The 26,678-nt window shown below is 58.9% G+C and carries 25 protein-coding genes; 5 read left to right on the top strand and 20 right to left on the bottom strand.

Annotation, left to right across the window (positions count from 1 at the left end):
- Positions 1-138 precede the first annotated feature (138 nt).
- From D5270_RS08245 to rpoB, 8 genes are all read right to left on the bottom strand, one after another.
- The gene (locus D5270_RS08245; protein ID WP_166543650.1) at positions 139-915 is read right to left on the bottom strand and encodes an HAD family hydrolase; all 777 of its coding nucleotides are present in this window, start codon (positions 913-915) and stop codon (positions 139-141) included.
- 15 nt (positions 916-930) lie between these two features.
- A complete protein-coding gene (locus tag D5270_RS08240) occupies positions 931-1,488 on the bottom strand; it encodes a hypothetical protein (protein ID WP_166543649.1) in 558 nt (185 codons plus the stop codon).
- Between the two features lie 66 nt (positions 1,489-1,554).
- Positions 1,555-2,757, bottom strand: a complete 1,203-nt coding sequence (gene tuf / locus D5270_RS08235) for an elongation factor Tu (RefSeq protein ID WP_166543648.1) — start codon at positions 2,755-2,757, stop codon at positions 1,555-1,557.
- 95 nt (positions 2,758-2,852) lie between these two features.
- Positions 2,853-4,949, bottom strand: a complete 2,097-nt coding sequence (fusA, locus tag D5270_RS08230; protein ID WP_166543647.1) for an elongation factor G — start codon at positions 4,947-4,949, stop codon at positions 2,853-2,855.
- A 124-nt stretch (positions 4,950-5,073) separates the two neighbouring features.
- On the bottom strand, positions 5,074-5,544 hold the full coding sequence (gene rpsG, locus D5270_RS08225; RefSeq protein WP_161472956.1) for a 30S ribosomal protein S7: 471 nt from the start codon (positions 5,542-5,544) through the stop codon (positions 5,074-5,076).
- 199 nt (positions 5,545-5,743) lie between these two features.
- Complete coding sequence (gene rpsL, locus D5270_RS08220) at positions 5,744-6,166, bottom strand: 30S ribosomal protein S12 (protein ID WP_161472957.1); 423 nt, start codon at positions 6,164-6,166, stop codon at positions 5,744-5,746.
- 143 nt (positions 6,167-6,309) lie between these two features.
- Positions 6,310-9,927, bottom strand: coding sequence for a DNA-directed RNA polymerase subunit beta' (gene rpoC, locus D5270_RS08215; protein WP_166543646.1), 3,618 nt, complete (start codon positions 9,925-9,927; stop codon positions 6,310-6,312).
- Positions 9,928-9,953: 26 nt separating this feature from the next.
- The gene (gene rpoB / locus D5270_RS08210) at positions 9,954-13,679 is read right to left on the bottom strand and encodes a DNA-directed RNA polymerase subunit beta (protein WP_166543645.1); all 3,726 of its coding nucleotides are present in this window, start codon (positions 13,677-13,679) and stop codon (positions 9,954-9,956) included.
- Between the two features lie 281 nt (positions 13,680-13,960).
- Between rpoB and D5270_RS08205 the strand changes: the two genes are divergently transcribed.
- Positions 13,961-14,485 (top strand): GNAT family N-acetyltransferase, encoded by a 525-nt coding sequence (locus tag D5270_RS08205; RefSeq protein ID WP_166543644.1) that lies wholly within the window; start codon positions 13,961-13,963, stop codon positions 14,483-14,485.
- A 61-nt stretch (positions 14,486-14,546) separates the two neighbouring features.
- Here the strand turns inward: D5270_RS08205 and D5270_RS08200 are convergent, their stop codons facing one another.
- From D5270_RS08200 to D5270_RS08145, 12 genes are all read right to left on the bottom strand, one after another.
- Positions 14,547-14,876 carry a DUF1062 domain-containing protein gene (locus D5270_RS08200; protein ID WP_166543643.1) on the bottom strand — a complete coding sequence of 110 codons (330 nt, stop codon included), beginning with the start codon at positions 14,874-14,876 and terminating at the stop codon, positions 14,547-14,549.
- A gap of 284 nt (positions 14,877-15,160) precedes the next feature.
- Complete coding sequence (locus D5270_RS08195; protein ID WP_207709340.1) at positions 15,161-15,550, bottom strand: RrF2 family transcriptional regulator; 390 nt, start codon at positions 15,548-15,550, stop codon at positions 15,161-15,163.
- A 35-nt stretch (positions 15,551-15,585) separates the two neighbouring features.
- Positions 15,586-15,798, bottom strand: coding sequence for a hypothetical protein (locus D5270_RS08190; RefSeq protein WP_166543641.1), 213 nt, complete (start codon positions 15,796-15,798; stop codon positions 15,586-15,588).
- A 13-nt stretch (positions 15,799-15,811) separates the two neighbouring features.
- Positions 15,812-16,411, bottom strand: a complete 600-nt coding sequence (locus D5270_RS08185; protein WP_166543640.1) for a PepSY domain-containing protein — start codon at positions 16,409-16,411, stop codon at positions 15,812-15,814.
- A gap of 52 nt (positions 16,412-16,463) precedes the next feature.
- Positions 16,464-17,546, bottom strand: coding sequence for an RNA polymerase sigma factor RpoD (rpoD, locus tag D5270_RS08180; protein WP_161472963.1), 1,083 nt, complete (start codon positions 17,544-17,546; stop codon positions 16,464-16,466).
- Positions 17,547-17,583: 37 nt separating this feature from the next.
- Positions 17,584-19,353, bottom strand: a complete 1,770-nt coding sequence (gene dnaG / locus D5270_RS08175; protein ID WP_166543639.1) for a DNA primase — start codon at positions 19,351-19,353, stop codon at positions 17,584-17,586.
- A 24-nt stretch (positions 19,354-19,377) separates the two neighbouring features.
- Positions 19,378-20,376, bottom strand: coding sequence for a deoxyguanosinetriphosphate triphosphohydrolase (locus tag D5270_RS08170; protein ID WP_166543638.1), 999 nt, complete (start codon positions 20,374-20,376; stop codon positions 19,378-19,380).
- Between the two features lie 103 nt (positions 20,377-20,479).
- The gene (locus D5270_RS08165) at positions 20,480-21,106 is read right to left on the bottom strand and encodes an IMPACT family protein (RefSeq protein WP_243150285.1); all 627 of its coding nucleotides are present in this window, start codon (positions 21,104-21,106) and stop codon (positions 20,480-20,482) included.
- A gap of 66 nt (positions 21,107-21,172) precedes the next feature.
- Positions 21,173-21,478, bottom strand: a complete 306-nt coding sequence (locus D5270_RS08160) for a DUF2087 domain-containing protein (RefSeq protein ID WP_166543636.1) — start codon at positions 21,476-21,478, stop codon at positions 21,173-21,175.
- 15 nt (positions 21,479-21,493) lie between these two features.
- On the bottom strand, positions 21,494-21,694 hold the full coding sequence (rpmE, locus tag D5270_RS08155) for a 50S ribosomal protein L31 (RefSeq protein WP_120426462.1): 201 nt from the start codon (positions 21,692-21,694) through the stop codon (positions 21,494-21,496).
- A 79-nt stretch (positions 21,695-21,773) separates the two neighbouring features.
- Complete coding sequence (locus D5270_RS08150; RefSeq protein ID WP_166543635.1) at positions 21,774-22,142, bottom strand: DUF1622 domain-containing protein; 369 nt, start codon at positions 22,140-22,142, stop codon at positions 21,774-21,776.
- A 27-nt stretch (positions 22,143-22,169) separates the two neighbouring features.
- Complete coding sequence (locus D5270_RS08145; protein WP_243150284.1) at positions 22,170-22,970, bottom strand: PHP domain-containing protein; 801 nt, start codon at positions 22,968-22,970, stop codon at positions 22,170-22,172.
- Between the two features lie 243 nt (positions 22,971-23,213).
- On the opposite strand from D5270_RS08145, the gene D5270_RS08140 reads away from it, so the two are divergent.
- Genes D5270_RS08140 through atpA form a run of 4 tightly spaced genes read left to right on the top strand, consistent with a single transcriptional unit; the run spans position 23,214 to position 26,678 of the window.
- The gene (locus D5270_RS08140) at positions 23,214-24,014 is read left to right on the top strand and encodes a F0F1 ATP synthase subunit A (protein WP_166543633.1); all 801 of its coding nucleotides are present in this window, start codon (positions 23,214-23,216) and stop codon (positions 24,012-24,014) included.
- A 39-nt stretch (positions 24,015-24,053) separates the two neighbouring features.
- Positions 24,054-24,425 (top strand): ATP synthase F0 subunit C, encoded by a 372-nt coding sequence (locus tag D5270_RS08135; RefSeq protein ID WP_166543632.1) that lies wholly within the window; start codon positions 24,054-24,056, stop codon positions 24,423-24,425.
- A 14-nt stretch (positions 24,426-24,439) separates the two neighbouring features.
- Entirely contained in the window at positions 24,440-24,931 is a 492-nt protein-coding gene (locus D5270_RS08130) for an ATP synthase F0 subunit B (protein WP_166543631.1), read from the top strand.
- Entirely contained in the window at positions 24,918-26,678 is a 1,761-nt protein-coding gene (gene atpA, locus D5270_RS08125; protein ID WP_166543630.1) for a F0F1 ATP synthase subunit alpha, read from the top strand. Before D5270_RS08130 ends, atpA begins: the two co-directional genes overlap by 14 nt.

The following is a 26,678-nucleotide window of genomic DNA, read 5'->3' as shown; positions in this document are numbered from 1 at the left end:
ACACCACCCACCGGCTCTCTGGGGCCATACACTCCGCCTGCCTGTCTCCGTCAGCGTCTTTACCGGGTATTATAGCATAAAGGGGGTTGAAAGTCAAGGGTCATTGGGCTGGCCTTGGGACATTATACAGCCCTTCCCTCACGCCAGCACATTCTCCCCTATCCACCGGGCCACCCCGTCCTCCTCATTGCTCCCGCAGACCTCGTCGGCCACGGCCTTCACCTCCGCCAGGGCGTTTCCCACCGCCACCCCGGTGCCGCACTCCCGGAGCATGTCCATATCGTTCACATCGTCCCCGAATGCGGCAATCTCGCTGAGCCCCACCCCACAGCGCTCAGCCAACAGCCTTATGCCGCCCAGCTTCGTGGCCTGCCGGTTCATCACCATTATCAGGGTTTTCTCCGACATCTGCATGTAGAGCCCCTGGGGTATGTACCTTGCGTACTCCTCCATCCACCTCTCTGGCGGCAGTTCCTTTGAGGATATGAGAATCTTCTCAACCAGCCGCCCGGCGGTCTCCTTAAAGTCCGTGGTATAGCAGTAGTCGCTGCCCCAGTCCCCCATCCCCTCAGGGGGGATATTGCTGTAGAGATAGTCGTCCATCTCCACGGAGAGCAGGGTCCCGGGCCTCTCCCTGAGTATATCCGTCACTATACGGAAAGCCCCCTCCACCTTATAGGCTCCCAGGCTTTCCTCTCCCGCCATTACCACCGCGCCGTTGAAGAATACGGCTCCGTCATACCTGAGCCATGGCATGGCCTTCCGCACCGCCCTGGCGGGCCTGGCTGTGGCTATCACAAATGATATGCCCCTGCGGGCCAGCTCCTCCAGGGTATTTGAGGTATATTCTGAGATGGTCTTGTCGTCCCGGAGCAGGGTCCGGTCCAGGTCGGTCACTATCATTTTGATTGCCATTTCAGCCGCTCCTATCTATATGTGTATTTTCCTTAGCATATATCCTTCACGTATCCCGCTCCTGACCGCCGAGGTGAAGGTATTTAGCCCGGCGGTCCAGGGCACGCCATGCTCCTGTACGTACTCCGCAAGCTCCGCAAATGTATCGCCGTTAGTCGGGTGCACTATGCCATACCCGCAAAGCCCGCTGTCCCGGTCCGCAAGGTGCAGGCTGAAAGGCTCCTCCCGGCCTGCAAAGCGCAGCTCAATCTCCAGGTGGCGTCCGTCATAGTTCCTCCCGGAGCCCAGGCTGTCCGGCCCGCCTGGGATAAGGTTTCGGAAGTCCCCCTGATACCGGCAGTTTTCAAGGATGTCCAGCAGACCCCCAGCCAGGGCATGGTCCCCTGTTTTCAATTCATAGAAGGACATACCTGATTCAAAGCTGTTCACAGTCAGGAAGCAGGAAGCCTCTGCCAACTCTCCGGTCTCTCCACCTGCTATACTTTTAAAGGAGCGGGGCCACAGCCTGTACGCCCCCGCCAGCAGGATAAGGGTCAGGACTGCCCCCGCAATTATTCGCTTCCCCTTTTTCATCCAAAGCTCCCCTCTCATGATATAACAAAAGAAGGCCCCGTAAAGGAGCCTTCCGTAGGTTACAAATTAGGAATTGATGGCGGTAACAACGCCGGAGCCAACAGTGCGGCCGCCCTCGCGGATAGCGAAGCGCAGGCCCTCCTCGATGGCGATGGGGGTGATGAGCTCAACGTCCATCACAACATTGTCGCCGGGCATGCACATCTCGGTGCCCTCGGGCAGGGAGATAACGCCGGTCACGTCGGTGGTGCGGAAATAGAACTGGGGACGGTAGTTGTTGAAGAAGGGGGTGTGGCGTCCGCCCTCGTCCTTGGTCAGAACGTAAACCTGGCCCTTGAACTTGGTGTGGGGATGGATGGAGCCGGGCTTGGACAGAACCTGTCCGCGCTCAATCTCGTTGCGCTGTACGCCGCGGAGCAGCACGCCCACGTTGTCGCCGGCCTCAGCGTAATCCAGGGTCTTGCGGAACATCTCGATACCGGTGACGACCACCTTGCGGGTCTCCTCGGTAAGGCCTACCAGCTCGACCTCCTCGCTGAGCTTCAGCTGACCGCGCTCCACACGACCGGTGGCAACGGTGCCGCGGCCTGTGATGGTCATGACGTCCTCAACGGGCATCAGGAAGGGCAGGTCGGACTTGCGCTCGGGAGTGGGGATATAGCTGTCAACAGAGCTCATCAGCTCAAGGATGGGGGCGTAGGTGGGGTCGGAGGGGTCATTGCTGGCGCACTCCAGGGCCTGCAGAGCGGAGCCCTTGATAATGGGGGTGTCGTCGCCGGGGAACTCGTACTCGTTGAGAAGGTCACGGACCTCCATCTCCACCAGCTCCAGCAGCTCCTCGTCGTCAACCTGGTCGACCTTGTTCATGAACACCACGATGCTGGGCACGCCAACCTGACGGGCAAGCAGGATGTGCTCGCGGGTCTGGGGCATGGGGCCGTCAGCAGCGGAGACCACCAGGATAGCACCGTCCATCTGAGCGGCACCGGTAATCATGTTCTTAACATAGTCGGCGTGGCCGGGGCAGTCCACGTGGGCATAGTGGCGCGCGTCGGTCTGATACTCAACGTGGGCGGTATTGATGGTAATGCCGCGCTCGCGCTCCTCGGGAGCCTTGTCGATGTTGGCGTAATCCATAAAGTCGGCGTCGCCCTTCATAGCCAGCACCTTGGTGATGGCGGCGGTGAGGGTGGTCTTGCCATGGTCAACGTGGCCGATGGTGCCGATGTTTACATGGGGTTTGTTGCGTTCAAATTTTGCCTTAGCCATTGGAAAATTGCCTCCTTGCAATATAAAATATTCTGGACGTATCTTGCTTTACATTTTACCAGCATTGGGCAAAAAAAGCAAGGATAATTTATGATTTATTCGGACTTTTTGCCGCGGTCGCTGATAATCTTCTCAGAGATGTTCTTGGGCACCTCGGCATAGTGGGCGGGCTCCATGGTATACTGCCCGCGGCCCTGGGTGCGGGAACGCATGTCTGTGGCGTAGCCGAACATCTCGGAGAGCGGCACCTCGGAGTTTACCTGCTGGGCACCGGGAAGGGCGTCCATGCCGAGAATCATGCCGCGCCTGGAGTTCAGGTCGCCTATAACGTCGCCCATATACTCCTCGGGGGTGATGACCGTCACCTTCATAATGGGCTCCATGAGCACCGGGTCGGCCTTGCGCATGGCCTCCTTGAAGGCCATTGAGCCTGCTATCTTAAAGGCCATCTCAGAGGAGTCGACCTCGTGATAGGAGCCGTCGTACAGGGTGACCTTTACATCCACCACGTTGTATCCGGCCAGCACGCCTGCAAGCATTGCGCCCTGGATACCCTGGTCAACAGCGGGGATATACTCCTTGGGTATTGAGCCGCCCACAACGGCGTTGACAAACTCATAGCCCCCTGCGGGGTTGGGCTCGATACGAATCTTAACGTGACCGTACTGGCCCTTACCGCCGGACTGGCGGGCGTACTTGGTGTCGCTCTCGGAGTTCTTGCGGATGGTCTCCTTATATGCAACCTGGGGCTTGCCCACGTTGGCCTCCACCTTGAACTCGCGCAGCAGGCGGTCAACGATTATCTCCAGGTGCAATTCACCCATGCCCGCGATAATAGTCTGGCCTGTCTCCTCGTCGGTATACGCCTTAAAGGTCGGGTCCTCCTCGGCAAGCTTTGAGAGGGCTATGCCCATCTTCTCCTGGCCTGCCTTGGTCTTGGGCTCTATGGCGACCCTGATAACCGGGTCGGGGAACTCCATGGACTCAAGGATGACCGGGTGTTTCTCGTCGCAGAGGGTGTCGCCGGTGGTGGTATTCTTCAGACCCACAGCGGCGGCGATGTCTCCGGCGTAAACGCGGTCGATGTCCTTGCGGTCGTTGGCGTGCATCTGCACTATGCGGCCCATGCGCTCGTTATTGTCCTTGACGGAGTTATAAACGGTGGCGCCGGCCTCAACGGAGCCGGAGTATACGCGGAAGAAGCAGAGCTTGCCCACGTAGGGGTCCGTGGCTATCTTGAAAGCCAGGGCGGAGAAGGGCTCCTCGTCGGAGGAATGCCTTACGACCTCCTCCTCTGTGTCGGGGTTCACGCCGTTGATGGCGGGGACGTCGGTGGGGGCGGGCATATAGTCCACTATAGCGTCCAAAAGCTTCTGCACGCCCTTATTGCGGTAGGAAGTACCGCAGGTGACGGGCACCATGTGGTTTGCAAGGGTAGCCTTGCGGATGCAGGTCTTTATCTCCTCGATAGTGAGCTCCTCGCCCTCAAGGTACTTCTCCATAAGGGCGTCGTCCAGCTCGGCCACGTGCTCAATCATCTCGCCATGGTACTTCTCGGCCAGCTCCTTCATATCCTCGGGGATTTCCTCCTCGCGGATATCCTTGCCCAGGTCGTCGTAGTAGACGTAGGCCTTCATGTTCACAAGGTCTATAAGGCCCTTGAAGGAGTCCTCGGCGCCGATTGGCAGCTGGATGGGGACGGCGTTGCACTTGAGCCTGTCCTTCATCATCTGCACCACGCGGAAGAAGTCCGCGCCCATAATGTCCATCTTGTTTACATACGCCATCCTGGGGACCTTGTACTCGTCCGCCTGGCGCCATACTGTCTCGGACTGAGGCTCAACGCCGCCCTTGGCGCAGAACACTGTCACCGAGCCGTCCAGCACACGCAGGGACCTCTGTACCTCAACGGTAAAGTCCACGTGCCCGGGGGTGTCGATGATGTTTATACGGTTCTGTTTGCCGTTGCGGTCCGGCCAAAAGCAGGTTGTAGCGGCGGAGGTGATAGTGATGCCGCGCTCCTGCTCCTGGGCCATCCAGTCCATGGTGGCGGCACCCTCGTGGGTCTCGCCTATCTTGTAGTTGACACCTGTATAAAACAGGATACGCTCTGTCGTTGTCGTCTTACCGGCATCGATATGAGCCATAATGCCGATGTTCCTGGTTAATTCCAGTGGTACCTGCCTGGCCATAAATACGTTGTTTCCTCCTTATATCCTATAGGTTTGCGCGATTTTCCGGGCCGTAATCCACACAGATAAGCTCCGCGGGCGTCGGCCCTTCTTATTACCGCAGTCTGCTCCCGCGGACTGCCGCTTACCAGCGGTAGTGTGCGAAAGCCCTGTTGGCCTCCGCCATGCGGTGGGTGTCGTCGCGCTTCTTTGCAGCGCCGCCTGCGCCGTTTATGGCGTCCAGAATCTCGCCTGCCAGCCGCTCGCGCATGGTGCGCTCGTTGCGGGTGCGGGCGAAGGCTGTCAGCCAGCGCAGCCCTAAGGTCTGCCTGCGCTCGGGGCGCACCTCCATGGGAACCTGATAGGTGGAGCCGCCAACACGGCGGGACTTACACTCGAGGCTCGGCATGACGTTCTCCATGGCCTGCTCGAAGACCTCCAAAGGCTCCTTGCCGGTCTTCTCCTGGACAATCCCGAAGGCCCCGTACACAATCTTCTGTGCAACGCCCTTCTTGCCGTCCAGCATTACGCTGTTGATGAGACGGGTGACCAGCTTGGAGTTATACAAAGGGTCCGGCAAAACGTCGCGCTTTGCCACATTGCCTCTTCTTGGCATAATCTTCCCTCCTTCATAAAATGAATTCATCGGTACTCGAAAGCATTATAATATCTAAAATTTATAATACTTTTGATATTATTGCTTCCGGTCAGCTAAAAGGCAATTTACCAAGACCCCTCAAGTATGCACCTGCATGAATCTATATAAATTAAGCCAATAGCTTAGAGTAAAATCTTAAAAAGCTTCTAACCGGCCCTTACTTTTTGCCGGCCTTGGGACGCTTCGCACCGTACTTGCTGCGGGCCTGCATACGCTTGGCCACGCCCTGGGTGTCCAAAACGCCGCGGATGATGTGGTAACGCACACCAGGCAGGTCGCGCACACGGCCGCCGCGAATCATCACCACGCTGTGCTCCTGCAGGTTATGTCCCACACCGGGGATATAGCAGAGCACCTCGATGCCGTTGGAAAGCCTGACACGGGCTATCTTCCGCAGAGCGGAGTTCGGCTTCTTGGGTGTACGGGTGGTTACCGTCGTGCACACGCCGCGCTTCTGGGGAGAGTCCTGGTCGATTGCCGAGCGCTTCTTGGAGTTCCATCCCTTCAAGAGAGCGGGGGCCTTGGACTTCTTAATGGCGTCGGACCTGCCGTTTTTAACCAGCTGGTTAAAGGTTGGCATTCAGCTGCACCTCCTTCTTCAAATATTTTATATGCGTATCAGCGGGGCGCCCTTCGGCACCCGCAAAACGCCGTGAAAACCGGGCCATTTTGGCCCATCCTGCTGATTATAGCACCAGCGGCAGTGCTTTGTCAAGGTTTTTCTCAGCTCACCTCGGGGGCAGGCTCCTGTGCCTCGCCCGCCGGCGGGAAGAGGCTGCCGTCCCCCTGGCCTCCCAGGTCCTCGGGGAATATCTCCTCCCTGGGCTCCGCGGCTGACTCCACCTCCACATCGCCGTACATCTTCAGGCCTGTGCCCGCTGGCACCAGCTTGCCGATAATGACGTTCTCCTTGAGGCCCACCAGTGGGTCCACCTTGCCCTTTATAGCCGCGTCCGTAAGGACCCTTGTGGTCTCCTGGAAGGAGGCGGCGGACAGGAAGGAGTCGGTGGCAAGGGAGGCCTTGGTGATACCCAGGAGTATGGGCGTATAGGTGGCCTCTCTCAGCCCTGTCTCCCCAAGGGCTATCCTGCGGCGGATGTCCTCGTTTGCAGAGAGCACCTCGTTCTTGTCTGCAAGGGAGGCCACCAGAAGGCCGGTATCCCCCGCGTCGTCTATGCGCACCTTTCTGAGCATCTGGCGCACGATTATCTCTATATGCTTGTCGTTGATGTCCACGCCCTGCATGCGGTAGGTGCGCTGCACCTCCTGAATCAGGTAGTTCTGTACCTCCTCAACGCCGCTGATAGCCAGCACGTCGTGGGGGCTGACGGAGCCCTCGGTAATATGCCTGCCCCGCTTGATATACTCCCCCTCCTTGACGGTGACCCTTGAGCCGAAGGGTATCAGGTAGGAGCGGGTATCGCCGGTCTCGTCGTTGGTTATAACAACATGATGGTTGCGCTTTATCTCCTCAAAGCTCACCCTGCCGTCCAGCTCGTTGATAATAGCCACGTGCTTGGGCTTGCGGCCCTCAAAGAGCTCGTCTATGCGGGGAAGACCCTGGGTGATGTCCTCGGCGCTGGCAACGCCGCCTGTATGGAAGGTGCGCATGGTAAGCTGGGTGCCGGGCTCGCCGATGGACTGGGCGGCGATAATGCCCACGGCCTCGCCCACCTGCACCGGCTTGCCGTTTGCAAGGGAGCCGCCGTAGCAGCGCTTGCACACGCCGTTCTGGGCCCGGCAGCTGAGCACTGTGCGTATCTTAATGCGCTCGGTGCCCCTGTCTATTATGGTGTCGGCGTCATGGTCATCCATAAGCTTATCCTTGGAGACCAGCACATTGCCGTTTTCGTCGCAGTAGTCCTCCACAAGGTACCTGCCCACCAGCCGCTCCTTCAGGGGCTCGATGGACTCGGGGCCGGACTTTATCTCAAAGACCTCTATGCCCTCATGGGTGCCGCAGTCCTCCTCACGGATGACAACCTCCTGGGAGACGTCCACCAGGCGGCGGGTAAGGTACCCGGAGTCGGCGGTACGCAGGGCGGTGTCCGTAGTGCCCTTTCTTGCTCCGCGGGAGGAGATGAAGTATTCCAGCACGTTCAGGCCCTCACGGTAGTTGGAGCGAATGGGTATCTCGATGGTCTTGCCGGCGGTATTGGAGATATTGCCGCGCATTCCCGCCAGCTGGTTCAGGTTGGAAATGCTTCCTCGGGCACCGGAGTCTGCCATCATATAGATGGGGTTATACTTATCAAGGCCCCTCTGGAGCGCCGACGCAACGTCCCTTGTGCACTTGTCCCAGACCTTCAGCACAGCCTCATAGCGCTCCCTCTCGGAAAGGTAGCCCTCGCTGTACTCGTCGGCTATCTCGTTCACCTGCTCCTGGGCCGCGTCCACCAGCGCCTTCTTGTCGGTAGGTATGGTGGCGTCGCAGACGGCGACGGTAATGCCGCTGATGGTGGAATACTTATAGCCCTGGGCCTTTATCTCGTCCAGCACCTCGGCGGAGCGCTCCGTGCCGTGCACCTTTATACAGCGCTCGATTATGGCCTTAAGCTGCTTTGAGCCCACCAGGAAGTCTATCTCAAACTGCAGGGCCCCCTCGGGGGTGGAGCGGTCCACATAGCCCAGGTCCTGGGGGATGGGGCGGTTGAATATCATGCGGCCCATGGTGGTGTCTACGAGGCCCGAGACCTGCCTGCCGTTAAAGTCAACGGTGCGACGCACCTTTATCTTGGCGTGCAGGCCAATGACCTTTGCGTCGTAGGCCATCATAGCCTCGTCCATATTCCTGAATATCTTGCCCTCACCGGTCTCCCCGTCCTTCTCAAGGGTCAGGTAGTAGGAGCCCAGCACCATGTCCTGGGTGGGCACAGCCACAGGCTTGCCGTCAGAGGGCTTGAGAAGGTTATTTGCCGCCAGCATAAGGAATCTGGCCTCTGCCTGGGCCTCGGCGGACAGGGGCACGTGCACCGCCATCTGGTCGCCGTCAAAGTCGGCGTTATAGGCCGTGCAGACCAGGGGGTGCAGCTTAAGGGCCCGGCCCTCCACCAGCACCGGCTCGAAGGCCTGTATGCCCAGGCGGTGCAGGGTCGGCGCGCGGTTGAGGAGCACCGGGTGGTTTTTGATTACAACCTCTAATGCGTCCCACACCTCGGACCTGGCCCGCTCCACGGACTTGCGCGCCGCCTTGATATTGTTCACAACGCCGGTCTCCACCAGGCGCTTCATTACAAAGGGCTTGAAGAGCTCCAGTGCCATCTCCTTTGGCAGGCCGCACTGGTACATCTTCAGCTCCGGGCCCACCACTATAACCGAGCGCCCGGAGTAGTCCACGCGCTTGCCCAGAAGGTTCTGCCTGAATCGCCCCTGCTTGCCCTTGAGCATGTCTGAAAGGGACTTGAGGGGCCGGTTATTGGGGCCGGTAACAGGCCTGCCCCGCCTGCCGTTGTCTATAAGGGCGTCCACGGCCTCCTGGAGCATACGCTTCTCGTTGCGCACTATTATGTCCGGCGCGCCCAGCTCCAGGAGCCTTTTAAGGCGGTTATTCCTGTTTATCACCCTGCGGTACAGGTCGTTCAAATCGCTTGTGGCAAAGCGCCCGCCGTCCAGCTGCACCATTGGGCGGATGTCCGGGGGTATCACCGGCACCACGTCCAGTACCATCCACTCGGGCCGGTTGCCCGAGGCCTTGAAGGACTCCACCACCTCCAGGCGCTTTAAAATGCGCATACGCTTCTGGCCGCTGGCGGCCTCCAGCTCCTCCCGAAGCTGGACGGAGAGCTTTTCGGGGTCTATCTCGGAAAGCAGCTCCTTTATGGCCTCGGCGCCCATAGAGGCCTTGAAGTCGTCCTCATATTTCTCCTTTAAATCCCTGTACTCCTTTTCTGTGAGGGTCTGCATTTTTGTGAGCTCCCTCACGTCGCCGGGGTCGGTGACTATATACAGGGCAAAGTACAGCACCTTCTCCAGAATCCTGGGTGAGACGTCCAGTATCAGCCCCATGCGGCTGGGTATGCCCTTAAAGTACCAGATATGTGACACCGGGGCCGCAAGCTCTATATGGCCCATGCGCTCCCTTCTAACCTTGCTGCGGGTCACTTCAACCCCGCAGCGGTCGCATATCTTGCCCTTATAGCGGATGCGCTTATACTTTCCGCAGTGGCACTCCCAGTCCTTTGTGGGCCCGAATATCCTCTCGCAGAACAGGCCGTCGCGCTCGGGCTTCAGGGTGCGGTAGTTTATGGTCTCGGGCTTTTTGACCTCGCCGTAGGACCACTCCCGTATCTTCTCGGGGGAAGCCAGGCCTATCTTTATAGACTCAAATGTGTTGAATTCCATATGCGTCCTCTTCCTTTCCAGTTAGATCAAAAATCCTCGTCCTCGTCGCCGTCGTCCAGCCCGAAGTCGTCGTCAAGGTCGTCGTCGAAGCCGTCGTCGTCCTCATCGTCGTCGATAAAGTTGCCGTCCTCGTCCTCCTGGTAGTAGCCGTCCAGGTCGTCGGCCACGTTCTCCTCGTCAAAGCTGCCGCCGTGGGTGAGGCCCATATCGTCGTCGTCGAAGGTCTGCTTCAAATCTATCTCCTGGTCGTCCTGGTCCAGCACCTTCATGTCCAGGCCCAGGGACTGCAGCTCCTTTATAAGCACCTTAAAGCTCTCGGGAATGCCGGGGGTTGGGATGTTCTGGCCCTTCACAATGGACTCATATGTCTTGACACGGCCCACCACGTCGTCGGACTTCACCGTCAGTATCTCCTGGAGGGTATAGGCCGCGCCGTAGGCCTCAAGGGCCCAGACCTCCATCTCGCCGAAGCGCTGGCCTCCGAACTGGGCCTTGCCGCCCAGAGGCTGCTGGGTAACCAGGGAGTAGGGGCCGGTGCTGCGGGCGTGTATCTTATCGTCCACCAGGTGGTGTAGCTTCAGGTAGTACATGAAGCCCACGGTCACAGGGTTGTCGAAATACTCTCCGGTGCGCCCGTCCCTCAGGTAGAACTTGCCGTCCTCGTTCATATCGCTCATCCTGAAGCACTCGCGGATGTCGGACTCCTGGGCGCCGTCGAACACCGGGGTCATTATCTTCCAGCCCAGGGCGTTGGCCGCCATGCCCAGGTGGACCTCCAGCACCTGCCCGATGTTCATTCGTGAGGGCACGCCCAGGGGGTTGAGCACAATGTCCAGGGGGGTGCCGTCGGGCAGGAAGGGCATCTCCTCCTCAGGGAGTATCCTTGACACAACGCCCTTATTTCCGTGGCGGCCCGCCATCTTGTCGCCCACGGAAATCTTGCGCTTCTGGGCGATATAGCAGCGCACCACCTTGTTTACGCCGGGGGAGAGCTCGTCGTGGCTGTTCTCCCTGGTGAACACCTTCACGTCAACTACAACGCCGTATTCGCCGTGTGGCACCCTCAGGGAGGTGTCCCTCACCTCTCTGGCCTTCTCGCCGAATATGGCCCTGAGCAGCCGCTCCTCGGCGGTGAGCTCCGTCTCCCCCTTGGGGGTGACCTTGCCCACCAGAATATCCCCCGCGTGCACGTCCGCGCCTATGCGGATAATGCCCCTGTCGTCAAGGTCCCCTAGAAGCTCGTTGTTGGCGTTTGGTATATCCCTGGTTATCTCCTCTGGCCCAAGCTTTGTGTCCCGGGCCTCCATCTCGTACTCCTCGATGTGTATGGAGGTATACACGTCGTCGCGCACTATCTTCTCGTTGAGCAGCACCGCGTCCTCGTAGTTATAGCCCTCCCAGGTCATAAACCCGATAAGCGCGTTCTTGCCAAGGGATATCTCCCCGTTCTTTATGCCCGGGCCGTCGGCTATAACGGAGCCCTCCTCAACCCTCTCGCCCACGTCCACTATGGGCACCTGGTTTATACAGGTGCTCTGGTTCGAGGGCATGAACTTGATTATCTCATAGTCGTCAATATCTCCGTTGTCAGCGGTCACCCGCACCAGGTCAGCGGAGACGGATTTTACAACGCCCCCCCGCTTAGCCAGCACGCATACCCCTGAGTCAACGCCTGCCTTATACTCCATGCCGGTGCCCACAATGGGGCTCTCGGTCCTCAGCAGGGGCACCGCCTGGCGCTGCATGTTGGAGCCCATCATGGCCCGGTTTGCGTCGTCGTGCTCAAGGAAGGGGATGCAGGCCGTGGCTACCGATACCACCATCCTGGGGGTGATGTCCATATAGTCGGCCCTGGCGGCGTCCACATCCACGAACTCGTCCCTGTACCTGCCGACCACGCGGCTGTTCACAAAATGCCCCTCGTCGTCCAGGGGCTCGTTGGCCTGGGCCACAACGTAGCTGTCCTCCACGTCGGCGGTCATATATTCCACTTCGCAGGTGACCCTGCCGGTGGCCTTGTCCACCTTGCGATATGGGGCCTCTATAAAGCCGTACTCGTTAATCTTGGCAAAGCTCGCAAGATAGGATATAAGCCCGATGTTGGGGCCTTCGGGGGTCTCCAGTGGGCACATGCGCCCGTAGTGGGTGTAGTGCACGTCACGGACCTCGAAGCTGGCCCTGTCCCTTGAGAGACCGCCGGGGCCAAGGGCCGAGAGCCTGCGCTTATGGGTGAGCTCAGCCAGGGGGTTTGTCTGGTCCATAAACTGTGAGAGGGGCGAGGAGCCGAAGAACTCCTTTATGGCGGCTACAACAGGCCGGATGTTGATAAGGGAGTGGGGCGTAAGCTGCTCCAAATCCTGGGCCTGAAGGGTCATGCGCTCCCTTATCACCCTCTCAAGGCGGGAGAAGCCTATCCTGAACTGGTTCTGCAGAAGCTCGCCCACGCAGCGGATACGCCTGTTGCTCAGGTGGTCTATATCGTCCGTGAGCCCCAGGCCCTGGGCCAGGCAGTTCATGTAGTTGATGCTTGCAAAGATGTCCTCAACAGTGATGATATTGGGTATGAGCTCCGGCTTGCGGGCCCTGAGCGCCGACTTCAGCTTGCGCTCGTCGTCCCCGCACTCGTCCAGTATCTCCCGGAGCACCGGGAAGCTCACACGCTCGTTTATGCCGCAGGAAAGCAGGGTCTCCCTGTCAAGGGAAACATACTTCTGTATGTCCACCATGCCGTTGGAGATTATCTTTACCTCCCTGCCGTCCACGGCGACCACGGCCTGGGTGACACCCGCGTCGTCCAGCTCCCTTGCAAGCTCCCTTGACACGGTGACGCCGGCCTCGGCCAGCACCTCGCCGGTGGAGGGGTCCGCAATGGGCTGGGCCAGGGTATGGCCGTTCAGGCGCCCCTCAAGGCGCAGCTTCTTATTATACTTATAGCGGCCCACCCTGCTCATATCGTACCGCCTGGGGTCGAAGAACAGGGAATTTATATGGGCCTGGGCGCTCTCGATGGTGGGCGGCTCGCTGGGGCGGAGCTTGCGGTATATCTCAAACAGGGCCTCCTCCACCGAGTGGCAGGTGTCCTTCTCCATAGTCGCCCTGATACGGTCGTCATCCCCGAAGAAGTCCAGGAGCTGCTGGTCAGTGCCAAGCCCCAGGCAGCGGGCGAATACCGTAATTGGTATTTTCCTGTTCTTGTCTATGCGCACATAGAGCACGTCGTTTACGTCGTTCTCATACTCCAGCCAGGCGCCCCTGTTGGGGATGATGGTGGAGCTGAACAGCTCCTTGCCGGAGCGGTCGTAGTCCATTTTAAAGTACACGCCCGGGGAGCGCACCAGCTGGGAGACTATTACCCTCTCTGCGCCGTTTATAACAAAGGTGCCGCTCTGGGTCATCAGGGGGAAATCGCCCATGAAGACCTCGGAGACCTTTATCTCCCCGGTCTCCTTATTGAGCAGCCGCGCGGTAACCCGCAGGGCCGCGGAATAGGTGGCGTCCCTCTCCTTGCACTCGGTCACGCTGTAGTTGGGCGTATCGTCCAGCTTGTAGTCCACAAAATCCAGAACCAGGTTATTGTTAAAGTCAGTAATGCCCGAGACGTCCCTAAAAACCTCCCGGAGCCCCTCGTTCAAAAACCACTCATAGGAATTTTTCTGGATTTCAATCAGGTTGGGCATTTTCAAGACTTCCTCTATCTTGCCAAAGCTCATCCGCTTGGTTTTACCCAGCTGGACCGGTTTTACATTCACCATTAGGCACAGCCACTCCTATCCTTAAAAATATACAAAAAATCGGTTTTTCCGCGTTATCCTCTTGACACCTGTACTTCCGGTGTGCTATACTGTTTGCAGGTACAAGAGGACATTTTTACCGATGATGATACAGTATATTATTGTAAACCTCATCTTCCCAGTTGTCAAGCCCTCCTGTGAAATTTTTGCATCTTTTTTTCATTTTTTTGGTATAGCCTGGCTTTTAGGGCACGCTCCCCAGGTTTCTGGGGTATTTTTATTTAAAGAAAGGGGCGGTACCTATGCCTATTACAGTGAGAACAGCAGGCGAAGCCGACCTTCATACAGTCGGCGGGCTCTACGGCACAGTCTGCGACGCCCTGCAGGGCAAGCCCTATAACCCCGGCTGGGCCAGGGACTGCTTCCCCACCGAGGACTGCGCCCGGGAGTACCTTTACAGCGGCGCCCTGCTCCTGGCTCTTGAGGACGGCGAGCCCGCCGGTTCCGTCGGGCTCACAAAAAATCCCAGCGCCGAGGACGGCTTCCCGGGAGCCCCGGCCTTTGACGATGCCGTATGGTATATCCACGTCCTGGCTGTCCACCCCGAGCACCAGCGCCGGGGAGTAGGCTCCGCGCTCCTCTTGGCCGCCGAGGGCCACGCCAGGTCCCAGGGGGCAAGGTTCATGCGCCTGTATGTATGGGAGGGCAACTCACCGGCTATCCAGGCCTATGAGAAGTCAGGCTACTCCTGCATACAGCAGGGCGTTGACATCGGCCTTGCCGAGTTTGGCCTTCCGCGCTTCTCCCTCTACGAAAAGCCCCTTTAGCCAATGCAAATAAAGCACCCGCCCGGGTCTTCCCCAGGCGGGCTTTTTATTTGTTCACGGCTTACGCCAGCTCATATCCCAGGCCCTTTAAAAATCCCCGGTCCCCGGCATACTCCATAGCCAGCTCCCAATCGTTGTCAAGGAACCGCTCATAGAGCTCCGGCGGGAGCTTTCCCGGCGCTGCCCGCTCGTATATGGGCACGTTTAGCGTGTGCCCGCATTTTTCGCAGCGGTATATCAGCCACACGTCAAGCCTTCTGCCGTTGGCGTTCACCCGGAATTTACCCGAGCATATGAACTCCTTTTTCTTCCCGCAGCCGCCGCAGCGGCGCAGTATAGCGCGGGCTTTGCCCTCTGCCCTGTTTCTTCTCTCGCGTTTTGCATAGCTCATAGCGTCTTCTCAGTAGAACTTTCCGCGGCAGGGTCCCTGCCGGACGCGGCTGGCTATTGCATTTTATTTTTTACTGTCTACCTTCACTTTCTATAACTCGTTTGGATTTGCAATAGCCGCGCTATGCACTCCGCTTCGGTTCACGTACTCGCAAAATATAGTCACTTCTCTTTCTTTTTCTCATGACATTTATGGCCTCCGGCGGCCGAGTTCACGAAGTAAGCTCGGGGGCGTTGCCCCCAAGACCCCCACCACCTTTGAAAAGGTGGACGAAACTTTTGCCTTTAGCTCTCCTTACATATCACATCGAATGTGTAGGAATCAAGCTCCCTTCTTACGCTGGCGCTCACCCGCTCATAGATGCTGTGCAGCTTGCAGTGCTCCCGCCCGCAGCTGTACTCCTCCTTCTGGCAGCGGCTGAGCATATACGGCCCCTCCACGCTCTCTATAACCTGCAAAAGGGTTATCTCCCCTGCGGGCCGCGCCAGGCTGTAGCCCCCCTTAACGCCCTTAAAGGAGCAGACCATCCCCGCGCCGACCAGCCCCCTCAGAATCTTCAGGCAGAACCTCAGGGGTATCTGCATCTTCTCCGAGATGGTCTTCGCGTCCCATCTGCCCGGGTTCCGGGTCAGGTATTCAACTATCCGAACGGCGTAGTCCGCCTCCAATGTCATTACCACTTAGTCACTCTCCGTTATAAGGGGGTGTATTATTTCCTGTCTTCCTTCTGCCAATCTCTTCTGGAACATATAAGCTCAACTGCCGTCCAGCCTATGCTGTACCCCAGGGCCGCCACAAGCCCCGTCAGGTATCTGTCGCTGCCCACGGCCCACACAACTATCTCAGCAAGTATGATATTTCTTATAAATGCCCCAAGGAACTCTATGGCCTTTCCCTTCAGCCGTCCGCTAAACGCTCCCATACGAAAACTCCTCTCAGTCAGCCGCCTCCCGGTCCCATTCTATAAACGTGCCGGTGCCGGCGTCTATCTCAAATTCATACTCAAACCCGCCGTAAACTATCTTGCCCTCATACACGGTGCGCCCGCCGTCTTCGTCCCGGCCGAACTCCCATATGTCCTCCCGGGCCGCCCCCGGCACCTTCCCAAGGGCCAGCTCCACGGCCTCGTCGGCGGTTATCCCGGCGGTGACACCTGACTGCTCCTGCCCCGCCGCCTCGCTCTTATAGCTTATCACTTCGCCTGTATATGCGTCTATCTCGTACTCATATTCAACGTAAGTATCAGTGCGGAACTCCAGCTCATACACCTTCCGCCCGTCCTCAAAGTCCAGCCCGGCCCCGGTGAACGTCACCGCCCCGCCGGAAAGCCCGGCATGGGCCAGCGCCTTCTCCCTGGCCTGCTCCTCGGTGAGCATTGTATCCCTCTGCCCGCCGTCCGTCTCAGCCCCCGGGGCGCTCTCCGGCGCGGGAGTGCTCTCGGCAGCAGCCGGCGCGGGCGTATCCTTTGGCCCCGCCTGGGATAATTCCCCCTGCAAAGGCCTGCACCCGGCAAGCAGTACCAGAAACAGCGCCATTATAAAAACGGTTATTTTCCCCACTATACCTACCTTCTTTCAAAAATAAATCTCAGTCCAGAAAGTCCTTCAGCTTCTTGCTGCGGCTGGGGTGCCTGAGCTTGCGCAGGGCCTTCGCCTCTATCTGCCTGATACGCTCCCTGGTGACATTGAACTCCTTGCCCACCTCCTCCAGGGTCCTGGAGCGCCCGTCCTCAAGGCCAAACCTGAGGCGCAGCACCTTCTCCTCCCTGGGGGTCAGGGAGTCCAGTACATTCCCAAGGGTCTCCTTGAGCAGGGTGAGGCTTGCCGCGTCCTGGGGGGCGGGGGCGTCCGCGTCCTCAATGAAGTCACCCAGGTGGCTGTCCTCCTCCTCGCCGATTGGGGTCTCCATGGACACAGGCTCCTGGGCCACGCGCATAATCTCCCGCACCTTATCCACCGGCATTTCCAGCTCGTCGGCTATCTCGTCGGCGCTGGGCTCACGTCCGTTCACGTGCAGAAGCTGGTTGTTTGCCTTTTTCACCTTGTTTATGGTCTCCACCATATGCACAGGGATGCGTATGGTCCTGGCCTGGTCCGCTATGGCGCGGGTGATAGCCTGGCGTATCCACCACGTGGCATAGGTGGAGAACTTGAAGCCCTTTGTATAGTCGAACTTCTCCACGGCCTTTATAAGCCCCAGATTGCCCTCCTGTATCAGGTCCAGAAACTGCATTCCACGGCCCAGGTACCTCTTTGCTATGCTCACCACCAGCCGGAGGTTTGCCTCGGAAAGGCGCTTCTTCGCGGCCTCGTCCCCGTTGGTGATACGCACCGCAAGGTCCACCTCCTCCTCAGGGGTGAGCAGGGGCACCCGGCCTATCTCCTTCAGGTAGACCTTCACAGGGTCGTCGATGGTAATGCCCTCGCCGCCCTCCAGCTCGACTTCCCCGGCCTTCACAAGGTCGTTTTCGTCCAGCTGCATTTCGTCGAAGTCCTCGACTATCTCCACCCCTTGGCTCTCCAGGGTGTCATAAAATTTCTCTATCTGCTCCGGGTCAAAGTCCAGCTCTCCCAAAGCGTCCAGTATCTCCTTGGTGCTCAGCTGCCCCTTGGCCTTCCCTATCTCCACCAGGTCCCTGATGACTGTTTTCTTATCCGGCTGTGCGCTCATTTCAATACCATTCCTTTCTGTTTTCCCCGATAACGGCTCACGTCTTCTTTTTTCTCAAATCCTCAAGGTATTCCTTCACCGCATCCGGGCTTGCGGTCTTGCTCCACTCCTCGGTGCCCTCCTTCCGGGCCGCCTCCTCCAGGACCCTCAGGTACTCCCTTACGTCCCGCTCATTTGGGGGCGCGTCCTGGGCCTTTGCCAGAATCCCGCTTAGCACAGAGGCCTCCTGTGCCGTCAGTATTTCGCCAATGCCTGACATAGTTACCGTATCTTGTATCATTCTACCCAATATGGCATTATATACTCTGCGATACTCCGGGGTGATAAATTTTTCAGGGGGGCAGCGCTTGCCTATGGCCCCGGCCGCCTCCTGGTGCATGAAAAGGTAGGCTATCAGCCCCTTCTGGGCCACTTCGGCCTTTATACTGCCCTCTCTCCTGAGGCCCTGCTGCCCGGGGCCCGGCAGGTTCAGGTTCATCTGGCTCCTGCGGAGCTTCCTCTCCTCTTTCCTGCGCTCCCTGCCCGAGAGCCTGCCCACCGTCTCAAGTATGCTCCTCTTGTCCACCCCGGTCTCCTCAGAGAGCCGCCCGGCGTATACGTCCTGCTCCATAGGGTCGCTTATGCTCACTAGCACCGTGCCTGCCGCCTCGTTGAGGTAGCGGACCCTCCCCTCGTCTGTCTCCAGACTGAACTGTTCCCTGAGCTGCTGCAGCCGGTACTCCACGTCCGTGCCGCCCTTCTCCAGCAGCTGCCTGAAGCGCTCCGGGCCGTCCTTGCCGTAGTTCTTCATGAACTCGTCAGGGTCCTTCCCCCCGGGCACCGTCACAACCTTCACCCGCAGGCCCGCCGCCTTGAGTATGGGTATGGCCCTTCCTGTGGCCTTCCGGCCCGCCTGGTCCGAGTCGTAGCATATCACCGCTTCATCGGCGTAGCGCTTTATAATCCGGGCCTGCTCCTCAGTCAGCGATGTTCCAAGGGAGGCTATGGCGTTTTTAAACCCCGCCCTGTGCAGGGCTATCACGTCCATATAGCCCTCGGCTAAAATGAGCTGCCTGCTCCCGGTATTCTTTGCAAAATTCAGGGCAAAGAGCCCGCTGCTCTTATGGTACACCGGAGTGTCCGAGGTGTTGATGTATTTGGGCTTCTCGTCGGTGAGTATCCTGCCGCCGAAGGCCACCACATTCCCCCTCAGGTCGAATATGGGGAACATCACCCGGCCCCTGTACCTGTCGTACAGGTTCCCCCTCTGGGAGACCCTTGCCATGTCCGACTGGGTGAGCTCCTCCGGCCTGTAGCCCTTTTTTCTCAGGTGGTTCACAAGGCCGTACCCGCTCTCCGGGGCGTACCCCAGACCGAAGTGCCTGATAGTCCCCGGGTCCAGCCCCCTGCCCCTCAGGTACTCAAGCCCCGCCCGGCCCTCAGGAGAGATGAGGGTGTTATAGAAGAATCTCCCGGACTCCCTGTTTATCTCCATTATCCTCATGCGGAGCTTCGACATGCTGTCGTCAACGCCGTCCTCGGGCACCTGCACCCCCGCCCGCTGGGCCAGCCACTTCACCGCGTCCAGAAAGTCCAGGCGCTCCGCCTCCATAACGAAGTTTATCACACTGCCCCCCTTGCCGCAGCCGAAGCAGTAATAGGAGTTATTCCCCGGGTACACGTTGAAGGAGGGGGTCTTCTCGCTGTGGAAAGGGCACAGGCCCACAAGGTTTTTGCCCGACCTGCGCAGGCGGACATAGTTCCCGGCTATATCCTCAATGGGGCTGCGTTCCTCCAGCTCGCGCAGGAACTCCGGCGGGAAGGGCATGGGCGGGTCCTCCTTTCTAAAGGGTCAGGCCTCTTTCCAGGCCTTTGGTATAAACAGGTCGCTATAGGTCCTCACGGCGTACAGGTCGCTCATCCCCGCCACATAGTCCATGGCGGCGGTGCTGCTGCCGTCCTCCTGTGCAATCCTCCTCATATACTCCGGCAGGCGCTCCGGGTATTGGAAATGCTTATATAAGCTCTCCATTATATGGGGCACCTTGCGCTCCTCGCTTTTAGCGTACTCATTTTTGTACACAGCCTGGTACATAAAGCCGTGCAGGGCCTCATACGCCTCAAAGTCCCCGGGGTCCATCTGTATAAGGCCGTCCCTGCTGTTGTCCACAACAGAGTGTATGAGCGAGGTTATACGCCTAGTCTTGCTGTCCCCAAGCTGCCCCGAGATGTCCCTTGGTATATCCCTCTCCTCCATGACCCCGGCGCGTATGGCGTCGTCTATGTCATGGTTTATGTAGGCTATCCTGTCCGCAAGGCGCACTATCTGCCCCTCTGCGGTGACCGGCTGGGTGCCCTCGGTATGGCAGACTATGCCGTTTCGCACCTCCCAGGAGAGGTTAAGCCCCAGCCCCTCCTTCTCAAGCCTATCCACCACCCGCAGGCTCTGCCTGTAGTGCTTGAAGCTCCCCTCTGATAGGCTGCCCAGGGCCCTCTCCCCCGCGTGCCCGAAGGGGGTATGGCCCAGGTCGTGGGCCAGGGCTATGGCCTCTGTCAAATCCTCATTAAGGCGCAGGGCCCTTGCGATGGTCCTTGCTATCTGGGAGACCTCCAGGGTGTGGGTGAGCCGGGTGCGGTAGTGGTCCCCCTGGGGGGAGAGAAACACCTGGGTCTTGGTCTTGAGCCTTCGGAAGGCCTTGCAGTGGATGACCCTGTCCCGGTCCCGCTGGAAGGCTGTGCGCAGGGGGCACTCCTCCTCCTTTCGGGCCCTTCCCCGTGACTCAGCCGCCTTTGCCGCCCAGGGCGCCAGGGTCCGGTGTTCCAGCTGCTCGGTCTGCTCTCTCACTGTCATTAAGCGTACCTCCCCACTGTGTTTTCCAAAACTTATTCCCTGACTACATATACGCTTTTTCCTAAAAAAATACTTTTGCCCCCGGAAAAATTTTTTCAAAACCCTACTCCACCGGCAGGGGATAGAACTCTTCCCCGGCCTGCTCCAGCGCCGCCCGGCCCGCGGTGGCGTCGGCCAGCCTTCTCATAAGGCCCTCCAGGAGCTCCGGCTCCATGTGCATGGAGATTGTTACCTTGTCGGTAAACTCCGTTCCGTCTACTATCCCCCCGCACTCGGGCACTATGGCCTGCACCCTGCCGTAGCTGTCATAGGAGCAGGATATGCCCAGCTTCAGGCACTGCTTCATGCGTACCCGCTCCGCCGCGCCCAGGGCTATGCTCGCCGTATGGGAGTAGGCCCTTATAAGCCCGCCTCCCCCAAGCAGTATGCCGCCGAAGTACCTGGTAGCCACAATCACGGCGTCCGTGACCCCGGACTTCTTCATTGTGTCGATTACCGGTATCCCCGCCGTGCCCTGGGGCTCGCCGTCGTCGGAGAAGCGCTGTATATTCCCCTCCCGGAGGATATAGGCATATACATTATGGTTTGCGTCCCAGTATTTCGTTTTGAGCCCGGCTATAAACTCCAGGGCCTCCTCCTCGGTTTTCACCGGCTTACAGGAGCCGATGAACCGGGACTTTTTCTCTGTGAACTGGTCCGAGCCCTCGGCCCGGACGGTGATGTACTCCAAGGCTGCCCCTCCTCTCCCCATGTACCACAAAAAGACGGCGCTTTTACACGCCGTCCCCTCGTCTCATCATTCCGGCCCATCTTCAGCCGCAGCGCCGCTAAGGCTTTTCAAAAAGCCCTCGTTGAGCCTGTAGCTGCGTCCGTATGGGTCCCTGTCCAGAAAACGCCTGTCAAAAAGCTCCCTCCGCAGGGTCGCCGGGTCCCCGAAGGTGTGCCACTGCAAAAGCAGCGCGTTTACCTCCCTCTCGGCGTATTCCCTGCCTGCCTCAAACTTTTCCGCCAGGTAGTGCAGCGCCTGTGTCTGCATGGGGCGCTTTGCCGGAAACTTTGTCAGGCGGCCCTCTGTGTCCAGGAAATTGTTAAGCGACTTCATCTTCCCCGGCCGGGCTTACTTCAAGCCGTAGCGCTTCTTGAACATGTCCACGCGCCCGCTGGTGTCCACCAGCTTCTGCTTGCCCGTGAAGAACGGATGGCACTTGGAACATATTTCGACCTTGATATCCTTCTTGGTGGAGCGGGTGTGTATCACATTGCCGCAGGCACAGGTGATAGTGGTCTCCTGATAGTCGGGATGTATATTCTCTTTCATCGCAGTTTTCACCTCTTTACAGTCAATTCTTCGCCTATTGTAGCACGTTATCCCTTAAATTGCAAGGGAAATTTTTGCCTTATCCCTCTTTTTGGGGCGGCTTCTCCCCTGCCGCCTCCAGCTTCGTCCTCTCCTCTATGCGTATCTCCCAGTGGATAAGGAAGGTAAGCGCCGCCCGCACGGCTATAATCGCCGCCACCAGGGCCACCTCGGAGAGCTCTCTGACCACCACCGTGCGCAGTATCTCGCTGCCCAGCTTGAACTCCAGCCCCTGGGCCATCCCCTGGGCCAGCTGCAGCCTCACCGAAGGGTCCTTCCTCACGTACTGTATAAACCCCTTTACCCCCGCGGCCACGATAATAATCACGCCTATAAACTCAAAGCAGTGTATCGCAACGCCCACTATGCCGTCCAAAAGCCCCGCAAAGCCTGATGTAAATGCCTCCATCTTCCCATCCCCCATTGTTCCGTTGTTTTAACCGTCCAGCAGCCAGTCCAACTCCAGCTCCAGCCTGCCAAGGGGCACGTCGGGCTTTACAAGCTCACCGTGGAAATCGCTGCCCCCGGTGACATGCAGGCCGTATTTACCGGCAAGGGACAGGTAGAATGCCTGCATTTCCGGGGTGTGCTTGGTGTAATAGCACTCTATGGCGTCCAGCCCCCAGCCCTTTAAGTCCCGCACCAGCCCTTCAAGGGCCCCGTCGTCCAGCTTCACCTGATAGGGGTGGGCAAAGGAGACCTTCCCCCCCGCCCTATGCAGCGTCTCAATGCAGTCCCGGGCGCTCATGCGCCTGATTGCAATGCGCTTGTATTCGTCGGTGTCAAGATATTTTTCATACGCCTCGCGGTCTGTCTTTATATAACCGTGCTCCAGCATGACCCTTGCAAAATGGGGCCTTGCCACCACGCCGCCCTTCGCAAGGGCCTCCACTTCGCCAAGGTCTATATCCACGCCCTTCTCCTTTAGAAAATCGATTATCCTGTACTTTCGCTCGTCTCTGGCGACCTTCATCTGTTCACAGAAGCCGTTCAGCCCCGGGTCGTCCAGTCTCACGCCATAGCCCAGCAGGTGCAGGCTGCGGTACTCCTTCGCGCCTATCTCTATCCCCGGCAGCACCCGGAGCCCTGCTTTGCCGGCGGCCTCCACCGCCTCAGGGATGCCGTTCAGGGTATCGTGGTCCGTAAGGCCAAGAAGGGTGAGGCCCTTTTCCTTAGCAAGGCCCACAAGCTCCCCCGGGGTGTACTGTCCGTCGGAGGCCGTGCTATGTGTGTGCATATCCGCAAAATATACCATTGTTTTTACTCCATTCCGGGGGGTTATATCCCTGTTTCTATAGTGTACATGGTATCACAGCTCAGGCCCCTTGTCAAGCTGACCAGTATCTCCCATAAAATGGCGCAAAATATTCTACCTTTTTCAGCCTTTGCCGCGGCCCCTGCAAGGTTGACTTTTTCCCTACTCGTGATAAAATTACTGTATATGGCTCTAAGTTTTGAACCTAAAGAAAGGAAGTGCGCGATGAAACAACACAAAAAGGGCCTGGCTGTCTGGGTACTGGTCATCGTGGCGCTGCTGATAGCGTCCATACTGGCGGGTACAAACGGCCGGGCGGAGAGCGTCCAGGAGGCCATGCGCGACGCGGTGCTCCACGGTGAAAACCGGATAGCGTTCCTGGGCGGCAAGACCGTGAGCCCGGCGCTTATCTCGGCCTTCACGGTCACAGGGCTGCTGCTCCTTGCCGCCCTGCTGCTGAGGGTCTTCGCCGTGCCGCGCTTCAAGCTCCGGCCGGGGAAGCTGCAGCTGGTGCTTGAGGAGGCCGTTGGGCTGTTCCACAACATGGCAAAAAGCAATAGCCCCCATCTCAACAAATTTCTAGGGGTCTACCTGTTCACAGCCGGGGCCTATGTGTCCATAGGGACGCTGTTTGAGCTTTTAGGCCTGCAGGCCCTCACCACAAAGGGGCACCCCATAACCCTGCCCGCCCCACTGTCGGACGTAAACGCGGCAATAGGCCTTGGCACTATGTCATACCTTGTGATACTCTCAGGCGGCATAGCCAAAAACGGCCTGAAGGGTGTGGGCAAGACCCTCAAGGAGTTCTCCCTGCCCATATCCATGAGCTTCAGGCTCTTCGGGGCCCTGCTCAGCGGCCTTCTGGTGACGGAGCTTGTGTACTACTATGTAAGCCTGAGCTTCGTGCTGCCGGTGGTGGTGGGCGTGCTCTTCACCCTTCTGCACGCGGTGATACAGACCTACGTGCTCACAATGCTCACGGCGCTGTACTACGGCGAGGTCTCCGAGCAGCTCCACAAAGAGTAAGCTTTCAGCAAACCTATTTATTATCTGGAGGGAATTGAAATGAACAAATTACTTCGCAACAAGAGGAAGCTCTGCCGCGTCCTGCTGGCGCTGGCAGTCATAATGATGTTTGCCGCCGTCTTCGCCATGCCCGCAATGGCAGAGGAAGCGTCCGCCCCCGAGTCCGCCGAGGCTGCCGCCGGCAGCGCACTGGGACTTAAGGCCCTTGCCGCCGGAATTGCCGTAGGCGTGGCGGCAGCAGGCGGCGCCGTGGGCATGGGCCTTGCCACAGCCAAGTCCACAGAGAGCATCTCCCGCCAGCCCGAGGCCGAGGGCAAAATCCGCACCACCCTCATGCTCGGCCTTGTGTTCATCGAGACCGCCATTATATACGCCCTTCTGGTGGTCATACTCATTATCTTTGTGCTTTAAGGCAGGTGTGACATATGCCGCTGAACATAGACTGGCAGCAGATACTGCTGCACTGGATGAACCTGGCTATTTTAGCCGGAGGGCTTTACTTCCTGCTGTATAAGCCCGTTGTGGATTTCATGCACAAGCGTGAGCAGCACTATAAGGACATGGAGGACAAGGCGGACAGGGAGCTTCAGAAGGCAGAGGAGGCCAAGGCCCAGTACCAGCAGAAGCTGGAGGGGGCCGAGGAGGAGATAAGGGAGGCAAGGCAGAAATCCCAGGCGGCGGTCCAGAAATCCGCCGAGGAGCAGATAGCCCTTGCCCAGGCCCAGGCCAGGGAGATAGTCGTCGAGGCCCACGCCCAGGCCGCCCAGGCCAGGGAGAAGGCCATTAGGGACTCCCAGCGGGAGCTCAAGCGCCTTGCCTCAGAAGCCGCCGAAAAGCTGGCCTTCCATAAGGACGACGACCCGTTCGACAGTTTCCTGGACCTTGCGGAGGGGGGAAGTAAGCATGAGAGCCGGTAGGAGCCATCTTTCCGCCCTGCTCCGCAGCGCCAAGGAGCCCACCCGGGAGCAGCTTGACCGGTTCGGGGCCTATCTTAAGGAGCGCTACCAGCGGACGGTGCCGGTGTCCTGGGAGAAGGACGAGAGCGTGCCGGTGGGCTTTCGGATGCAGGTGGGCTCGGACGTGTACGACTGGACCCCCCAGGGCACCTTCCGGCAGTTCCGGGACCACCTTCTGGGTGTGCGTGAGGGCGAGAACGACATACTCCCCCTGATGAAGGAGGCGGTCTCAAGCTGGCGGCCCAGCGCCGAGCCCGAGGAGATGGGCGAGGTGCAGACCGTTGACAGCGAGGTTGCCACTATCACCGGGCTGACCCATGCCAGGTACGGGGAGATACTCACCTTCCCCTCCGGCGTCAAGGGCATGGTGCAGGACCTTCGCAGGGACGACTTGAGCTGCGTCCTCTTCGGGGACAGCGGCGAGGTCACCGCCGGGGACATGGTCCGCCGCACCCATAAAACCGCCGGTATGCCTGTGGGCGAGGGCTTTCTCGGGCGTGTAGTCGACGCCCTGGGCGTGCCCATTGACGGAAAGGGCCATATAGACGCCGACGGCTACAGGCCCATAGAAAACCCGGCCCCCGGCATTCTCGACCGCCAGCCGGTGAACACCCCCATGGAGACCGGGCTGCTCTGTATCGACTCCATGTTCCCCATAGGCCGGGGCCAGCGGGAGCTGATAATCGGCGACCGCCAGACCGGCAAGACCGCCATAGCCCTTGACACCATCCTGAACCAGAAGGGCAAGGACGTTGTGTGCATTTATGTGGCCATCGGCCAGAAGACCAGCTCCGTGGCCCAGCTTACGGAGAACCTGCTGCGCCGGGGGGCCCTCAGCTACACCACCGTTATCAGCGCCCCCGCCGGGGCCAGCGCCGCCCTGCAGTACATCGCCCCCTACGCCGGCTGCGCCCTTGCCGAGTATTTCATGTACTCGGGCCGGGATGTGCTTATTGTGTACGACGACCTCTCAAAGCACGCCATAGCATATAGGGCGCTTAGCCTGCTTCTGGGCCGCTCCCCCGGGCGCGAGGCCTTCCCCGGCGACGTCTTCTACCTGCACTCAAGGCTGTTGGAGCGCTCGGCCCACCTGTCGGACGAACTGGGCGGCGGCAGCATGACCGCCCTGCCCATAGTGGAGACCCAGGCCGGCGACGTCTCGGCCTATATCCCCACAAATATAATCTCAATTACCGACGGCCAGATATTCCTCGAGAGCGATTTGTTCTTCGCGGGCCAGCGCCCCGCTGTAAACGTGGGCCTTTCAGTGTCCCGCGTGGGCGGCGACGCCCAGACAAAGGCCATGAAGGCCGCGGCGGGCACCCTGCGCCTGGAGCTTGCCCAGTACAGGGAGATGGAGGTCTTCACCCAGTTCTCAAGCGATTTGGACGAGACCACCAAGCGCCAGCTTGTCTACGGCCAGGGGCTGATGCGGCTTCTGCGCCAGCACCAGTATTCACCCTTCTCCCACCATCACCAGGTCATAATCCTCACCGCAGCCATGGCCCATACCATGCAGGACATACCCCTTGACAAAATAGACAAATTCAGGGCAGGCCTTGTGGCCTTCGTTGAGGAGGAGGCCGCCGACCTCTGCCGCAGGGTGGACATGACCGGCAAGCTGCCCCCCGAGGACAAGGAGGAGCTTATAGCCCTCTCCAAAAGGTATCTTGCGGGCTATACGGCCTCCGGAAAGGCCGGTGACTGA

The organism is Acutalibacter sp. 1XD8-36, assembly GCF_009917525.1.
In the GTDB taxonomy this organism is placed as follows: Bacteria; Bacillota; Clostridia; order Oscillospirales; family Acutalibacteraceae; genus Acutalibacter.
This window is presented reverse-complemented; position numbering and strand designations above follow the sequence as displayed.

What these genes read in the sequence shown, in the direction of transcription:
- D5270_RS08240 (WP_166543649.1), bottom strand. Translation starts at nt 1,488, where the DNA reads ATGAAAAAGGGGAAGCGAATAATTGCGGGGGCAGTCCTGACCCTTATC.
- atpA (WP_166543630.1), top strand. Translation starts at nt 24,918, where the DNA reads ATGAGAGCCGGTAGGAGCCATCTTTCCGCCCTGCTCCGCAGCGCCAAG.
- D5270_RS08190 (WP_166543641.1), bottom strand. Translation starts at nt 15,798, where the DNA reads ATGGGAGCGTTTAGCGGACGGCTGAAGGGAAAGGCCATAGAGTTCCTT.
- D5270_RS08195 (WP_207709340.1), bottom strand. Translation starts at nt 15,550, where the DNA reads ATGACATTGGAGGCGGACTACGCCGTTCGGATAGTTGAATACCTGACC.
- rpoB (WP_166543645.1), bottom strand. Translation starts at nt 13,679, where the DNA reads ATGGTGAATGTAAAACCGGTCCAGCTGGGTAAAACCAAGCGGATGAGC.
- rpsL (WP_161472957.1), bottom strand. Translation starts at nt 6,166, where the DNA reads ATGCCAACCTTTAACCAGCTGGTTAAAAACGGCAGGTCCGACGCCATT.
- rpmE (WP_120426462.1), bottom strand. Translation starts at nt 21,694, where the DNA reads ATGAAAGAGAATATACATCCCGACTATCAGGAGACCACTATCACCTGT.
- D5270_RS08170 (WP_166543638.1), bottom strand. Translation starts at nt 20,376, where the DNA reads ATGACAGTGAGAGAGCAGACCGAGCAGCTGGAACACCGGACCCTGGCG.
- D5270_RS08205 (WP_166543644.1), top strand. Translation starts at nt 13,961, where the DNA reads ATGCCTATTACAGTGAGAACAGCAGGCGAAGCCGACCTTCATACAGTC.
- D5270_RS08140 (WP_166543633.1), top strand. Translation starts at nt 23,214, where the DNA reads ATGAAACAACACAAAAAGGGCCTGGCTGTCTGGGTACTGGTCATCGTG.
- D5270_RS08150 (WP_166543635.1), bottom strand. Translation starts at nt 22,142, where the DNA reads ATGGAGGCATTTACATCAGGCTTTGCGGGGCTTTTGGACGGCATAGTG.
- rpoD (WP_161472963.1), bottom strand. Translation starts at nt 17,546, where the DNA reads ATGAGCGCACAGCCGGATAAGAAAACAGTCATCAGGGACCTGGTGGAG.
- D5270_RS08245 (WP_166543650.1), bottom strand. Translation starts at nt 915, where the DNA reads ATGGCAATCAAAATGATAGTGACCGACCTGGACCGGACCCTGCTCCGG.
- D5270_RS08200 (WP_166543643.1), bottom strand. Translation starts at nt 14,876, where the DNA reads ATGAGCTATGCAAAACGCGAGAGAAGAAACAGGGCAGAGGGCAAAGCC.
- D5270_RS08135 (WP_166543632.1), top strand. Translation starts at nt 24,054, where the DNA reads ATGAACAAATTACTTCGCAACAAGAGGAAGCTCTGCCGCGTCCTGCTG.
- D5270_RS08145 (WP_243150284.1), bottom strand. Translation starts at nt 22,970, where the DNA reads ATGCACACACATAGCACGGCCTCCGACGGACAGTACACCCCGGGGGAG.
- fusA (WP_166543647.1), bottom strand. Translation starts at nt 4,949, where the DNA reads ATGGCCAGGCAGGTACCACTGGAATTAACCAGGAACATCGGCATTATG.
- tuf (WP_166543648.1), bottom strand. Translation starts at nt 2,757, where the DNA reads ATGGCTAAGGCAAAATTTGAACGCAACAAACCCCATGTAAACATCGGC.
- D5270_RS08130 (WP_166543631.1), top strand. Translation starts at nt 24,440, where the DNA reads ATGCCGCTGAACATAGACTGGCAGCAGATACTGCTGCACTGGATGAAC.
- D5270_RS08160 (WP_166543636.1), bottom strand. Translation starts at nt 21,478, where the DNA reads ATGAAGTCGCTTAACAATTTCCTGGACACAGAGGGCCGCCTGACAAAG.
- dnaG (WP_166543639.1), bottom strand. Translation starts at nt 19,353, where the DNA reads ATGCCCTTCCCGCCGGAGTTCCTGCGCGAGCTGGAGGAACGCAGCCCC.
- rpsG (WP_161472956.1), bottom strand. Translation starts at nt 5,544, where the DNA reads ATGCCAAGAAGAGGCAATGTGGCAAAGCGCGACGTTTTGCCGGACCCT.
- D5270_RS08185 (WP_166543640.1), bottom strand. Translation starts at nt 16,411, where the DNA reads ATGGCGCTGTTTCTGGTACTGCTTGCCGGGTGCAGGCCTTTGCAGGGG.
- rpoC (WP_166543646.1), bottom strand. Translation starts at nt 9,927, where the DNA reads ATGGAATTCAACACATTTGAGTCTATAAAGATAGGCCTGGCTTCCCCC.